This window comes from Actimicrobium antarcticum (genome assembly GCF_039536745.1).
Classification (GTDB): Bacteria; Pseudomonadota; Gammaproteobacteria; order Burkholderiales; family Burkholderiaceae_D; genus Actimicrobium; species Actimicrobium antarcticum.
In genome coordinates, this window is record NZ_BAAAZE010000012.1 from 234,068 (window position 1) to 248,901 (window position 14,834).

Genomic DNA, 14,834 nt, shown 5'->3' on the forward strand with positions numbered 1-14,834 from the left:
CAGCACCTGGTTGCCAATGCAGTTGCACGTTAGAAACCGGAAAGAGGACCATGAAAGTTAAATCGCGCGTTCCGCATCGCATCTCCTGCAACACCCGCCGCCCAATGCTGGCGCTGGCGATATTGCTGACCTTGAACGGCTGCGCCAGTTTTCCGCGGCCCTTGGCGACGCCGCAAGATGCGGCACTGAAGGCGCTGGAAAGTCGCACCATCGACGATGCCGGTACCGAGGCCAGCCTGGATATCGATGCCGGTTTTGGCGCCGACGAACTCTTCATGCTCAAGCCGATGGTGGACAGCGGGCGCCTTCCCAACATCCAGCTGCGCGGCCTGAGCCTGACCGAGTCGGGCGTGTATGACGCGTTGCGCCTGGTGCTGAAAGACACCGGCATTTCGCTCAATATCGAAGGTGGCAGCAAGGGCAGCGAACGCTTCGGCCCGATTTCGGTGTTCGATGTCAAAGGCAGCCTGGCCGAGGTGCTGGACAACCTGTCGGAGTCAATCGGCTTTTTTTATCAGTTCAGGAAGAACACGCTGTTCATCCAGCCGGAGCAGCAATTCGTCGTCGAACTGCCGCCGGCACTCTCGGAAGACAACGCGGCCGGGCTGACCAACACGCTGCAATTTCTGGGCGCGAAAGATCCGTACATCGATCGTCTGAACCGGTCACTGGTGTTTCGCACCAACCGGCCATCACTGGCCAAGATCGAAGGTTATCTGCAGAAGATTCGCGAGACGCGCTCGCTGATCATTTATGACGTGAATATTTTTCAGGTTGACCTGAAGGACAACTCGGATACCGGGATTCAGTGGAACAAGCTGGCCTGGGCGGGTACGCCGGGATTGGCCGCCAATCCGGTGGCAGCGACAACGGGCACCAATATCCTGCCTGCCGGAACTGCAGCACCGACAGCGACCAAAAATATCGGCAATGCCGTCAGCGGCGGGATTGCCGGATTGGGGCTGGGACTGGTGCTGTCGTCATCACGCTTTTCGATCGACATGCTGATCAATTTCTTGCAGACGCAGGGCAATGTCAAGGCGATCTCCCGGCCTCGTCTGGCCGTCATTTCGGGTACCAAGGGTAGTTTGCGCGTGGGTCAGTCGACCACGTATGTGTCGAAAGTCGGAACCAATTTTTCGACCTCGGTGAATCAGGTGACGACCGAGACCAAGGATCTGAAAACCGGCCTCGACCTGGCGCTGTTCGGTGACTTCAGCGATAACACGGTGTACACCCGCATCGGGTTGTCGATCTCCGAAATCGTCAGCCTGAACAAGTTCACGGCGCTCGGCACGGACCTGACCCTGCCGACCACGGCGGACCGCGAAATCAACACCGTCATTCGCGCCCGTCCGGGCGACATGATCCTGCTCGGCGGAATCACCATCAATCGCGATGCGACCGAAGTGCGGCGCGGGATTACGCAGAACGGCACCAGCGATACGGTGTCGCGTTCGGAACTGGTATTGGCACTGAAATCGAAGGTAGTGTATTTCCGCGGGAAGGGGTATCAGCAGGCGCAGCAGAAGGTGGCCTTGCCGGAGGTGGAATTGGTGGTGCCGGTGGTGCCCGTGGTGCCGGTTCAGCCAGCGAAGCCGGAAACCATGAAGTCGACCGCCGCTGTGGGATCAGGCGGCTTGAAACTATCGTATTCGTTACCTGCATGGGAGCCGGCCGCTGCGGTTGCGATTGCCATTGCCGAAAGGTAGGCACGCTCGCAGGTGGTCGGGCTTGTGCCATCGGATATCGGTGCGTTGATGAACGGGTGTACATCGCAGCGCGCAAGCCATCCCGGCCTGCGCGCCTTTTTTTACTCCAGCTCTTCCAGACGAATCCGCGTGACCTTGCCAATCACGGTGGACAAGGCTTCGATACGCGCAATCGCTTCGTCGACAAATTTCTCTTGCGTCTGGTGCGTCAGCATGATGATGTCGGTCTGGCTCTCGCCTTCGGCCGGTTCCTTTTGCAGCATCGCGTCGATCGAGATATTCGAATCGGCCAGAATGCGCGTGACCGCCGCCAGCACGCCCAGCTTGTCCGCCACATGCATGCGCAGGTAATAGCTGGTGGTGATTTCGGACATCGGCAGGATCGGCGTATCGGCCATGGCATCCGGCTGGAAGGCCAGATGCGGGACGCGGTGACCGGGCTCCGCGGTGAACAGACGCGTGATGTCGACCAGGTCAGCGATGACGGCCGACGCGGTCGGCTCGGCACCGGCACCTTTGCCGTAGTACAGCGTCGCACCGACGGCATCACCCTGCACCAGCACGGCGTTCATCGCGCCTTCGACATTGGCAATGAGTCGTCTGGACGGAATCAGTGTCGGATGGACGCGCAGCTCGATGCCGTGTGGCGTGCGCTTGGTGATACCGAGCAGCTTGATGCGGTAGCCGAGTTGTTCGGCGTAGCGGATATCGGTGGCCTGCAATTGCGTGATGCCCTCGATGTGGGCCTTGTCAAACTGGACCGGAATACCGAAAGCGATCGACGCCATCAGCGTGGCCTTGTGGGCAGCGTCGACGCCTTCGATGTCGAAGGTCGGATCGGCCTCGGCATAACCCAGACGTTGCGCTTCTTGCAGCACGGTATTGAAATCGAGGCCCTTGTCGCGCATCTCGGACAGGATGAAGTTGGTGGTACCGTTGATGATGCCGGCAATCCACTGGATACGATTGGCCGTCAGGCCTTCACGCAGCGCCTTGATGATAGGGATGCCGCCAGCTACCGCCGCTTCGAACGCGACAATGACGCCCTGCTCCTGCGCCGCCTTGAAGATTTCATTACCATGCGTCGCCAGCAAGGCCTTGTTGGCGGTGACCACGTGCTTGCCGTTGGCGATGGCTTTCAGGACCAGGTCTTTGGCGATGCCGTAGCCGCCAATAAGCTCGATGACGATATCGATATCGGGATGCGTGACAACCAGGTTGGCGTCGCTGACGACCTCGCATTCGCCGTTGGTCAGTTCGCGGGCACGCTCGACGTTGAGGTCGGCCACCATAGCGATCTGGATGCTGCGACCAGCGCGACGGGTAATTTCTTCGGCATTGCGCTTGAGAACATTGAATGTGCCGGCGCCTACGGTGCCGATGCCTAACAGGCCTACTTTGATGGGTTTCATATGCTTTGTGCGTGACAGCCGGCACCGTGGCCGGCCTTGTGGTTCAAAAAATTCAGGAGGTACCGTGCCGTTTCCGATAGCCGTCAAGGAAGCGGGCGATCCGCCCCATTGCATCGGTCAGGTCATCGGTGTTGGGCAGGAACACGACTCGGAAATGGTCCGGGCTCGGGCAATTGAAACCGGTGCCTTGTACGATCAATACACGCTCCTCGGCCAGCAACTGGTAAGCAAAATCCTGGTCATCGGCAATCGGATACATCGCCGGGTCCAGACGGGGAAACATATACAGCGCCGACTTCGGCTTGACGCACGTCACGCCAGGAATTGCGGTCAGCAGCTTGTGCGCCAGGTCGCGCTGGCGCAGCAGCCGCCCGCCGGGACCGACCAGGTCGTTGATGCTCTGGTAGCCACCGAGCGCAGTCTGGATCGCATACTGGCCGGGGGCATTCGCACACAGGCGCATCGAGGTCAGCATGTTCAGGCCTTCGATATAATCACGGGCGTGCTTCTTTTCGCCGGAGACGACCATCCAGCCGGCCCGGTAACCACACGAGCGATAATTCTTGGACAGGCCATTGAAGGTAATGAACAGCACATCGTCGGCCAGCGAGGCCAGCGAGGTATGCGTGGCGCCGTCGTACAGCACCTTGTCGTAAATCTCGTCGGCGAAGACGATCAGCTGGTGCTGGCGTGCCAGTTCGACGATCTCCAGCAGCAGCGCATCCGGATATAGCGCGCCGGTCGGATTGTTCGGATTGATGACGACGATGGCGCGGGTATTGGCGTTGATCTTGCGCTTGATGTCCTCGATGTCAGGAAACCAGCCGGCCTGCTCGTCGCAGACATAGTGCACCGGCGTGCCACCGGACAGACTGACGGCAGCGGTCCAGAGCGGATAGTCCGGTGCCGGAACCAACACCTCGTCGCCGGTATTGAGCAGCGCGTTCATGCTCATGACGATCAGTTCGGACGCGCCATTGCCGAGGTAGACATCCTCGATGGTGACACCGGCGATCTTCTTTTCCTGGGTGTAATGCATGATCGCCTTGCGCGGCGCAAACAGGCCTTTGGAGTCGGTGTAGCCCGACGCGTTCTGCATGTTGCGGATCATGTCCTGCACGATTTCTTCGGGCGCATCGAAACCGAACACGGCAAGATTGCCGATATTGAGCTTGATGATCTTGTGGCCTTCGTCTTCCATCTGCTTGGCTTTTTCCAGCACCGGACCACGGATGTCGTAGCAGACATCTGCCAGCTTTCTGGATTTTTGTATCGGACGCACGGTAGCGATTCCTTCAAAGTTCAGCATGGCGCAGTCTATGTTGCACCGCGAAAAATCCTATTTTGCCGAATGCGGCGGCTTTTATCAATCCTTAAGGCGCGAGTGCCGCTACAATGCAGGCTCACTATACCAACCGCCAGCCCGCCTGCCCGCCCGCGCCGTATGAAACTCCATCACACGACTACCCAGCAATACCAGACCGTCACGTCGTATGACGCTGACGGTGTCGACATCAACCTGAAGCACTACTCCACCAGCCTGCTGGTCTTGCCGGAGATGGCGCCGATCGATTGGCCGGTGACGTCGTTCGAGGCATTGACCAGCGAACACTTCGATCATCTCGATTCGCTAGGCCCCGACGTGGTCATTCTTGGCACTGGCGCACGCCAGCGGTTTGTCCACCCTCGCCTCACTGCCTCACTTACCGCGCGCCGCATCGGCGTCGAATGCATGGACACTCAGGCCGCATGCCGCACCTACAATATCCTAATGGCGGAAGGCCGCAAGGTCGCTCTGGCGCTGATTTTCGATGCAAAGTAACCTGACATGAGTGCCCTGCATGATACGGCCAAATCACGTGCATTCATCTGGATGCTTGCCATCGGCTTTTGCCTGCTCTGGTTGTACGGTCTGGACGCCCGCGTTCTGGTGCCGACCGATGAAGGTCGCTATGCCGAAATGGCGCGCGAAATGTTCAGCACCGGCGACTGGATCACGACCCGTCTGAACGGGATCAAATATTTCGAAAAACCGCCGCTGCAAATCTGGATGACGGCGCTGACCTTCAAATTGTTCGGCCTGGGGGAATGGCAGGCGCGCCTGTGGACCGGATTGTGCGGGTTGATTGGCGTCGCGGCGGTGGCGTACACAGGACGCAAGGTGTTCGGCCAACGGGTTGGATTCGATGCCGCTCTGGTGCTTGGCTCGTGTGTGCTGTGGGCCATGCTGGGCCACATCAATACGCTCGACATGGGTCTGTCAGCCATGATGACGCTGGCTCTGTGCGGCTTGCTGGTAGCCCAGCGAGATGCGGCCAGCGCGACTGAACGACGCAACGGCATGCTGGTGTGCTGGGCCGGCATGGCGCTGGCCGTCATGTCGAAAGGCTTGATCGGCGCGGTGCTGCCGGGCGCAGTACTGGTCGTCTATACCTTCGTGGCGCGTGACTGGTCGATCTGGAAACGGCTGCACATGGGACTCGGGCTGCTGGTCTTTTTTGCGATTACGACGCCGTGGTTCGTGCTGGTGTCGCTGCAGAATCCGGAGTTCCCGCAGTTCTTTTTCATCCACGAACATTTCCAGCGCTTCACGAGCAAAATCCACCATCGCGCCGGACCGATTTATTATTTTGTACCGCTACTATTGCTGGGCATGGTGCCATGGCTAGGTGTGCTGGCGCAGGGACTGTGGCAAGGCGTGCGCAATCGCGGCACTGGTTTTCAGGCCGAAAAAATGCTGCTGGTCTGGGCTGGCTTCATCTTCTTCTTTTTCAGTATCTCCAGCTCGAAACTACCGTCGTATATCTTGCCGATCTTCCCGGCGCTGGCCTTGCTCGTTGCGTGCTACTTGCGACAGGTGTCGCAGCGTGTGCTGGTCGGCAATGCGGCGCTGCTGGTCGTACTCGGCATCATCGGACTCGCGTTACTGAACCGGATGCCACTGCTGGCAAAGAACGAGGTCGACCTGCCGCTGTACCTCGCCTACATGCCATGGGCTGCGGCCGGCGCAGCCATTGCGGTCTGTGGCGGCGTGCTGGCTATTCTGGCGCGCCGGCATACTGCGCGATCGCTGGTACTGATAGCAGTCACCGGCTTCCTTGCCGGACAATGCCTGATGTTCGGTCATGACGGCCTGGGACGCTACGCCGCAGGCTACAACATGGTGGCGGCGGTCAAGGCCGAACTGACACCGCAAACCAGACTGTTTGCCGTCAACCGCTATGAACAATCGCTGCCGTTTTATCTTGAGCGCACCACCACGCTGGTCGGGCATGCCGATGAGATGGACTTTGGCCTGTCTCAGCAACCAGAACTATGGATTCCCGATGTCGAGGTCTTCGTCAAGCAATGGAAAGAAGGCTATGCCGGCACCGTCCGTGACATTGCCATCATGCGTCCTGACACGTACGCCGACCTGAAACAGCGCGGCGTGCCGATGCGCGTCATCGGCAGTGACCCGCGCCGGGTGATCGTCTCGAACCAGCCGCACCCCTGATTGCCACTCAAGAAATCGTCCATGAACCTCTCCACTTTCGGTTTTATCCTGACCGGCATTTGCCTCAATGCAGTCGCCCAGCTCTTGCTCAAAGCCGGCACCAATGCCGTCGGCGCAATCCATCTGACTGCAGACAACTGGTTTGGTACAGGCATCAAGCTGGCCACGCAATTACCGATCCTGGGCGGGCTGACGTGCTACGTGATTTCGGTACTGGTCTGGATCATCGGCCTGTCACGTGTTGACGTCACGATTGCGTATCCGATGCTGTCGCTCGGCTACATCATCAACGCCATCGGTGCGTGGTACTTCCTTGGCGAGCTGGTGTCAACCCAGCGCATCCTTGGCATCGGCGTCATTATCGTTGGCGTGATCCTGCTGGCCCGTTCCTGATACGCGGGCCGGACGTTCAGCACCGGCCCTACTCTTCCATTTTTTATCGCGACCCCATGACAACCACGTTCCTGCCGTTTTCCCGACCCACCATCGATGAAGCCACCATAGCTGCAGTCAGCGACGTGCTGCGTTCCGGCTGGCTCACCAGTGGTCCGAAAGTGCAAGCATTTGAAGCGCAGCTGTCCGAGTACTTTGGCGGTCGCCCGGTACGGACGTTTAATTCCGGCACCTGCACGATGGAAATTGCCTTGCGCATTGCCGGCATTGGTCCCGGAGACGAGGTCATCACCACGCCAATTTCCTGGGTGGCAACCGCCAACGTGATCCTCGAAGTGGGCGCGACACCGGTGTTTGCCGACATCGATCCGGTGACGCGCAACATTGATCTGGACAAGGTCGAAGCTGCAATCACGCCACGCACCAGAGCGATCATCCCCGTGTATCTGTCGGGTCTGCCGGTCGACATGGATCGTCTGTATGCGATCGCCAGCAAGTATGGCCTGCGCGTGATCGAGGATGCGGCCCAGGCCATCGCATCGAGCTGGAACGGACGTCGTATTGGTTCGTTTGGCGACTTCGTGTCGTTCAGCTTCCAGGCGAACAAGAACATCACCACGTCCGAAGGCGGATGCCTGGTGCTCAACGATGCTGCCGAAGCACGGCTGGCAGAAAAATACCGTTTGCAGGGTGTCACCCGCACCGGATTCGATGGCCTCGATGTTGATGTCCTCGGTGGCAAATTCAACATGACCGATATCGCTGCAACGATCGGCCTCGGCCAGTTTGCCCATCTCGATACCATCACTGCAACGCGGCGGCGGCTGGCCAGGCACTACTTCGCACTATTTGGCGCCGACTTCGAAGCGAACACCGGTGCACAGTTACCGGTAGCCGACTTTGAAAATTCCAATTGGCACATGTTTCAGCTGGTGCTGCCTGAACGCATCACCCGTGCAGTCTTCATGGAAAAAATGATGGCCTTGCAGATCGGCATTGGATACCACTATCCGGCCATCCACCTGCTGTCGCTGTATCGCGCTCGTGGCTTCGGCGACGGCATGTTCCCGATCGCAGAACGCGTCGGCCAACGTATCGTGTCTCTGCCGATGTTTGCCGCAATGAACGAGGCCGACGTCGAGCGTGCTGTCCGCGCGGTAAAATCGGTCCTTCAATAAATTCTGGTCGCTGATGAAACCTCTCCTTTCCGTTGTCATTCCCATTTATAACGAGGAAGCTGGCCTGGCCAAGCTGTTTGCCCGTTTGTATCCGGCACTCGATGCGCTCGGCTATCGCTATGAAATCATTTTCGTCAACGACGGTAGTCGTGACGCATCTGCCGCCATGCTGGCAGACCAGTTCCGCGCACGCCCTGATGTGACGCGCGTCGTTCTGTTCAACGGTAATTATGGCCAGCACATGGCGATCCTGGCCGGATTCCATGCGACTCGCGGCGAGATCACGGTTACCCTCGATGCAGACTTGCAAAATCCGCCAGAAGAAATCGGCAAACTGGTCGCCAAGATGCAGGAAGGTTTCGACTATGTCGGCTCGATCCGTCGGGATCGGCAGGATTCGGCATTTCGTACCTATGCATCGCGGGCAATGAACCGGCTGCGCGAAAAACTGACCCATATCCAGATGACCGACCAGGGCAACATGCTGCGCGCCTATGGCCGCAACGTCATCGACCTGATCAACCGCTGCAGCGAAGTCAACACGTTCGTGCCTGCACTTGCCTACATGTTTGCACGCCGTCCGACTGAAATCATTGTCGAGCACGAAGAGCGTTCCGCCGGCGAATCGAAATATTCGCTGTACAGCCTGATCCGGCTGAACTTTGATCTGATCACCGGATTTTCACTGGTACCGCTGCAATTTTTCTCGATTTTTGGTATGGGCTTGTCGCTGGTATCGGCGGCACTGTTTGTTATATTGCTGGTGCGACGCTTTCTGCTTGGGGCGGAGGTCGAAGGCGTATTTACGCTGTTTGCGATCGTCTTCTTCATGATTGGCGTGGTGCTGTTCGGCATCGGGATTGTGGGTGAATATGTCGGACGGATTTACCAGCAAGTACGTGGCCGGCCACGCTACGTGATCCAGGCCATGTTGCAGGACAAGACCGATCACCAGGTCGAAGTCACCGACGATTCCACGGTAGAGGTCTGACCCATGCGCGCTGTCGTCTTCGCCTATCACAACGTCGGCGTTCGCTGCATACAGGTTTTGCTGGCGCGCGGCGTGGAGGTCGCACTGGTTGTGACGCATCAGGACAATCCGACCGAAACCATCTGGTTCGACTCGGTTGCCGCACTGTGCGCAGAAAAGAATATTCCAGTCATCACTCCCGACGACCCGGCCAGTGCGGCGCTGTTCGCGCAGGTCGCGGCAATTGCTCCTGATTTTATTTTCAGTTTTTATTATCGCAACATGCTGCCGCCGGCCTTGCTGGCGCTGGCAAAGTCGGGCGCGTTCAATTTACATGGTTCATTGCTGCCGAAGTATCGCGGTCGTGTGCCGATCAATTGGGCCGTTCTACACGGAGAGCAGGAAACAGGTGCGACCCTGCACGAGATGGTCGCCAAGCCCGATGCCGGTGCCATCGTCGCGCAAACCAGCGTCCCGATTCTGCCCGACGATACCGCCTTCATGGTGTTCGGAAAAGTGGTCGTGGCGTCTGAACAGACTCTATGGAATGTGCTGCCGGACATGCTCGCCGGTCGCACGCCGCGATTGCCAAATGATCTGAGCAAGGGCAGCTATTTTGGCGGCCGCAAACCGGAGGATGGCCGTATCGACTGGTCCCAGCCGGCGCACACCGTCTATAACCTCCATCGCGCGGTGGCGCCGCCCTACCCGGGTGCCTGGACGGTGATGGACGGCACCACCTACGTCATTGGCAAGGCACGTCTTGCAGAAGGTGACTATGCACGCTTTGCACCCGGGCTGGTGGTAGTGGATAATCGCATTTTCGGAATTTGTGGCGACGGTCGCGCGCTGCTGATTTTGTCGCTACTGACAGGTGAAGAACCCGTCACCGCTGCGCAGTTACAGCAACGACTCGACCAGTACGGGAAAAACTGATTTCACTAACCGGTATCAGTGCAGGCACATAAGAACATCAAAAGAAAGAATTACCCATGAAAAAAGTCCTCATCCTCGGCGTCAACGGCTTCATCGGCCATCACCTGTCGAAGCGCATCCTCGAAACCACTGATTGGCATGTCTACGGCATGGACATGATGAGTGACCGGATTACCGAGTTGCTCGACAATCCCGAGTACACGGCGCGCATGCATTTCTTCGAAGGCGACATCACGATCAACAAGGAATGGGTCGAGTACCACGTCAAGAAATGCGACGTCATTCTGCCGCTGGTCGCGATCGCCACGCCGTCGACCTACGTCAAGCAACCGTTGCGCGTATTCGAACTCGACTTTGAAGCAAACCTGCCGATCGTTCGCTCGGCGGCGAAATACGGCAAGCACCTGGTCTTCCCATCGACCTCCGAAGTCTATGGCATGTGCCACGACGACGAATTCGATCCCGAAGAATCCGAGCTGGTATGCGGCCCGATCAACAAGCCACGCTGGATTTACTCGTGCTCCAAACAATTGATGGACCGCGTGATCTGGGGCTACGGCATGGAAGGCCTGAACTTTACTTTGTTCCGCCCTTTCAACTGGATCGGTGCCGGACTCGACTCCATACACACGCCGAAAGAAGGCAGCTCACGCGTCGTGACGCAATTCTTCGGTCATATCGTGCGTGGCGAGAATATCTCGCTGGTCGATGGCGGGCAGCAAAAGCGCGCCTTCACCTACATCGATGATGGTATCGATGCATTGATCAAGATCATCGCCAACAAAGATGGCATCGCGACTGGCAAGATCTATAACATCGGCAACCCGGTCAACAACTACTCGATCCGCGACCTTGCACACATGATGCTGGAGCTGGCCGCGGACTATCCGGAGTACGCCACATCGGCCCAAAAAGTCGAACTGATCGAAACCACGTCGGCGGCTTACTACGGCAAGGGCTATCAGGACGTGCAAAACCGCGTCCCGAAAATCACCAACACGTGTACCGAACTGGACTGGAATCCGACCACGACCATGGCCGATACGCTGCGGAATATTTTCGACGCCTATCGCGGACAGGTAGCAGCTGCCCGTGCATTGATGGACTAGGTTTCAAGTTGCCAAAACTCATACTGAAAATCGATGTCGACACCCTGCGCGGAACCCGCGAAGGCGTGCCGAATCTGGTGCGCATGCTGCAGAAGCATCAGGCCAACGCCACGTTCCTGTTTTCGCTCGGACCGGACCACACGGGCTGGGCGTTGCGTCGCGCGTTTCGCCCGGGTTTTTTTCAGAAAGTCTCGCGTACCTCGGTCCTCGAACACTACGGATTGAAGACCCTGATGTACGGCGTATTGTTGCCAGCGCCTGATATAGGTAAATTGTGTGCGACTGAATTGCGTGCTGTCCGGGATGCCGGCTTTGAATGCGGTATCCATACCTGGGACCATGTGGTCTGGCAGGACAATGTGCGGAATCAGGACGCTGCCTGGACCCAGAGCCTGATGCAGCGTTCTTTTGATCGCTTCAAGGATATATTCGGGGAAGCGCCAGCTACGCATGGCGCCGCTGGCTGGCAAATGAACCCGCATGCATTCGCACAGCTGGATACGTTTGGAATACGCTACGCCTCCGACGAACGCGCAGCGCTGGCGGACGACGGAACTCTGTTGAACGCGAACGCAGGACCGCATCGGCTAAGTGTTCAGGGCAGGACTCTGGACTGTATCCAGATGCCAACGACACTGCCAACCCTGGATGAATTGCTTGGCCGAACCATCAATGCCCATGTCATCACCACGTCAACGATTGCCGCCAGAATCCTTGAGTTGACGAAGGCGACGCGCGATCACGTTTATACCTTGCATGCTGAACTTGAAGGTCAAAAACTTGCCCCCATCTTCGACGAGTTACTGACCGGATGGCGTGCACAAGGTTACGACCTGGTGGGGATGAATGACTACCATCGTGCGCTGGAAAGCCAGACATTGCCGGTCAGTCCGACCGCGTGGGGCACACTGCCCGGCCGCTCGGGCGACCTGCTGCTGCAGGCTGCATAACGACACAAGATCGCACAAGAGCGAACACGAAACGACCAGGAGAATGACGTGGCTGACAGCCCCTCTGCACTAAACAAAATCGCTCCCGACTTTTCAGCACTGATTACAGGTACGCAGCCGTTCACTTTATCGAGTTATCTCGGAAAAAAAGTGATCCTCTTTTTCTACCCCAAAGACAACACGCCTGGATGTACGGCCGAAAGCATGCGGTTCCGTGATTTGTATCCTGAATTCGAGCAGGCAAACACCGTGATTTTTGGAATAAGCCGTGACAGTTTGCGCTCGCATGAAGGGTTCAAGGCCAAGCTCGGCATGCCTTTCGAATTGATATCGGATCCGGACGAAGCCGTTTGTCTGTTGTTTGATGTGATGAAGATGAAAAGCATGTACGGCAAAACCGTGCGCGGTGTCGAGCGCAGTACATTTGTCATTGACGCGTCCGGCACATTGGTGAAAGAATGGCGTGGAGTGAAGGTTCCCGGTCACGTAGATGCTGTCCTAGAATTTGTGAAGGCTTTAGCCTAGACCCGCCCAACAATTGAATCCAACTGAACCCTACATCGCAAAGCCGTTTGAAGTCAGGACACTCGTTCTGACTTCAAACGGCTTTTTGCATTTTGCGCCCGCTTTACCTGTAAGACCCCGTTCGCCATGGTATGACACATGGCATCGCTCAACCGCTAACAGATCGAGGTCCTGATGCCACTGCCCAAACTTCCGACCAAACCCGCAGCATTGCTGTCGCCGATCGATTATCCAAAGGCGGATAAGAGCAAGATCGTCAAACCATTCGTTGTTCCTGCCGAGATCGCTCCTGAAAAAGCAGCATCGCTGCCGGATTTACGTCAGCGCGCGCCGGCGCCACCTGTTACAAGTGCCAAAGTGCGCGAGCTCAAGCCTGCCAAACCGGCAGCACTTAAACCAAAGTCGCAGGCAAGCCGAGTCGCTGACAAGGGAGGGCTGACCAAGCTGTTCGTTCTTGACACCAATGTACTGATGCATGATCCAAGCTCGCTGTTCCGCTTCGAGGAACACGATGTGTATCTGCCGATGATGACGCTGGAAGAACTCGACGATCACAAGAAGGGCATGTCCGAGGTCGCCCGCAATGCGCGCCAGGTTTCGCGTTCACTGGATGCGCTGGTTGGCAATATGAACGGTGCCAGTATTGAAGACGGGATTCCGCTGTCAAAACTGGGCAACAAGGATGCGAAGGGACGCTTGTTTTTCCAGACCAAACTGCAGAACATCAGCTTGCCGGAAGGACTGCCAGTTGGCAAAGCCGACAACCAGATTCTTGGCGTGGTACGCGCTCTGGAAGCGCAGTTTCCGGGACGCGCGATCGTGCTGGTATCGAAAGACATCAACATGCGCATCAAGGCATGCGCGATGGGCTTGCCAGCAGAGGAGTACTTCAATGATCACGTGCTGGAAGACACAGACCTACTCTATTCAGGCATTCTGCAGCTGCCGGATGATTTCTGGAACAAGCATGGCAAAGGCATCGAATCCTGGCAAGAAAACAAGAACGGTACCGGCTACACGTTCTATCGTTTGACCGGACCACTTGTGCCGTCCATGCTGATGAATCAGTTCGTGTTCATGGAACCCAAAAACGGGGAACCAGCATTCTACGGTCAAGTGCGTCAGATTAACGGCAAAACAGCGGTACTGCAGACTTTGCGGGACTATGCCCATACCAAGAGCAATGTCTGGGGCATCACCGCCCGCAACCGGGAACAGAATTTTGCGCTGAATTTGCTGATGAACCCGGAATGTGATTTTGTTACTTTGCTGGGACAAGCTGGTACCGGAAAAACCTTGCTGGCGCTTGCAGCAGGCCTGGCACAGGTGCTCGAAACCAAGCTCTACAACGAAATCATTGTTACCCGCGTAACTGTGCCGGTCGGTGAGGATATCGGGTTCCTGCCAGGCACAGAAGAGGAAAAAATGTCACCCTGGATGGGCGCCTTCGATGACAACCTCGAGGTACTCAACAAGTCCGACTCGGACGGCGGTGAATGGGGCCGTGCCGCGACACAAGACCTGATTCGCTCACGGATCAAGATCAAGTCACTCAACTTCATGCGTGGGCGTACCTTCGTCAACAAGTTTCTCATCATTGACGAGGCGCAAAACCTGACACCGAAACAAATGAAAACACTGGTCACACGCGCCGGACCGGGAACCAAGATTATCTGCCTTGGTAATATTGCCCAAATCGACACACCCTATCTGACAGAGGGATCGAGTGGGCTGACCTACGTCGTCGATCGCTTCAAGGGATGGGCGCATAGCGGCCATGTAACACTGGCACGTGGTGAGCGTTCACGACTGGCGGATCATGCCAGCGAAGTGTTATAGACGGAAGGAATCATAGTCAGTAGTGCAAAACGGCATTCGAGGTTTGAATGCCGTTTTTTTACGCAGCAAATTGTCTGGGAGGTTTTGGTGGGAGCGCCAGGTAACTATCGCCATTTCCATGTCTGAATGGCGACTCCAAATTGAAGCCTAGCTATCTACAGATGACAGCAACACTTACCGAGGGCCACGCGGGATGTCGCTAAAAGCGCGAATGAAAAAAGACGCGGTTGATCTTGCAACTGAACCAGGCAATGTCACTGAAGTCGTTGGGCAGACATTCATTCCGCGTAAACGCAAACCGCCCCGACAGCGAA

13 protein-coding genes are annotated in these 14,834 nt (G+C 57.1%); 11 read left to right on the top strand and 2 right to left on the bottom strand.

Translation table 11 applies throughout. From position 1 onward, the window contains the following. Positions 1 to 50: 50 nt before the first annotated feature. Positions 51 to 1,712: a type II secretion system protein GspD gene (locus tag ABD720_RS15330; protein ID WP_344764475.1), complete on the top strand. Its 1,662-nt coding sequence runs from the start codon at positions 51 to 53 to the stop codon at positions 1,710 to 1,712. 101 nt (positions 1,713 to 1,813) lie between these two features. Here the strand turns inward: ABD720_RS15330 and ABD720_RS15335 are convergent, their stop codons facing one another. Further along, positions 1,814 to 3,124, bottom strand: coding sequence for a homoserine dehydrogenase (locus ABD720_RS15335; protein WP_344764479.1), 1,311 nt, complete (start codon positions 3,122 to 3,124; stop codon positions 1,814 to 1,816). 52 nt (positions 3,125 to 3,176) lie between these two features. Further along, entirely contained in the window at positions 3,177 to 4,406 is a 1,230-nt protein-coding gene (locus ABD720_RS15340; protein WP_344764533.1) for a pyridoxal phosphate-dependent aminotransferase, read from the bottom strand. Between the two features lie 162 nt (positions 4,407 to 4,568). Here ABD720_RS15340 and ABD720_RS15345 point away from each other — a divergent pair, with 162 nt between their 5' ends. The 10 genes from ABD720_RS15345 (at position 4,569) to ABD720_RS15390 (ending at position 14,520) form a co-directional block, all read left to right on the top strand. Continuing rightward, entirely contained in the window at positions 4,569 to 4,946 is a 378-nt protein-coding gene (locus ABD720_RS15345) for an Mth938-like domain-containing protein (protein ID WP_344764482.1), read from the top strand. 15 nt (positions 4,947 to 4,961) lie between these two features. Further along, positions 4,962 to 6,620, top strand: a complete 1,659-nt coding sequence (locus tag ABD720_RS15350) for a glycosyltransferase family 39 protein (RefSeq protein WP_344764535.1) — start codon at positions 4,962 to 4,964, stop codon at positions 6,618 to 6,620. A gap of 21 nt (positions 6,621 to 6,641) precedes the next feature. After that, positions 6,642 to 7,013: an EamA family transporter gene (locus ABD720_RS15355; RefSeq protein WP_344764485.1), complete on the top strand. Its 372-nt coding sequence runs from the start codon at positions 6,642 to 6,644 to the stop codon at positions 7,011 to 7,013. 56 nt (positions 7,014 to 7,069) lie between these two features. Then, positions 7,070 to 8,191: a DegT/DnrJ/EryC1/StrS family aminotransferase gene (locus ABD720_RS15360; protein ID WP_344764488.1), complete on the top strand. Its 1,122-nt coding sequence runs from the start codon at positions 7,070 to 7,072 to the stop codon at positions 8,189 to 8,191. A gap of 13 nt (positions 8,192 to 8,204) precedes the next feature. Next, on the top strand, positions 8,205 to 9,182 hold the full coding sequence (locus tag ABD720_RS15365; RefSeq protein WP_344764489.1) for a glycosyltransferase: 978 nt from the start codon (positions 8,205 to 8,207) through the stop codon (positions 9,180 to 9,182). A gap of 3 nt (positions 9,183 to 9,185) precedes the next feature. Beyond that, the gene (locus ABD720_RS15370) at positions 9,186 to 10,097 is read left to right on the top strand and encodes a formyltransferase (RefSeq protein ID WP_344764491.1); all 912 of its coding nucleotides are present in this window, start codon (positions 9,186 to 9,188) and stop codon (positions 10,095 to 10,097) included. A gap of 56 nt (positions 10,098 to 10,153) precedes the next feature. After that, entirely contained in the window at positions 10,154 to 11,206 is a 1,053-nt protein-coding gene (locus ABD720_RS15375; protein ID WP_344764493.1) for a bifunctional UDP-4-keto-pentose/UDP-xylose synthase, read from the top strand. Positions 11,207 to 11,214: 8 nt separating this feature from the next. Continuing rightward, positions 11,215 to 12,156, top strand: coding sequence for a polysaccharide deacetylase family protein (locus ABD720_RS15380; protein WP_344764496.1), 942 nt, complete (start codon positions 11,215 to 11,217; stop codon positions 12,154 to 12,156). Positions 12,157 to 12,204: 48 nt separating this feature from the next. Then, positions 12,205 to 12,681, top strand: coding sequence for a peroxiredoxin (locus tag ABD720_RS15385; RefSeq protein ID WP_344764498.1), 477 nt, complete (start codon positions 12,205 to 12,207; stop codon positions 12,679 to 12,681). 174 nt (positions 12,682 to 12,855) lie between these two features. After that, positions 12,856 to 14,520, top strand: coding sequence for a PhoH family protein (locus ABD720_RS15390; RefSeq protein ID WP_344764501.1), 1,665 nt, complete (start codon positions 12,856 to 12,858; stop codon positions 14,518 to 14,520). Positions 14,521 to 14,834: the final 314 nt, after the last annotated feature.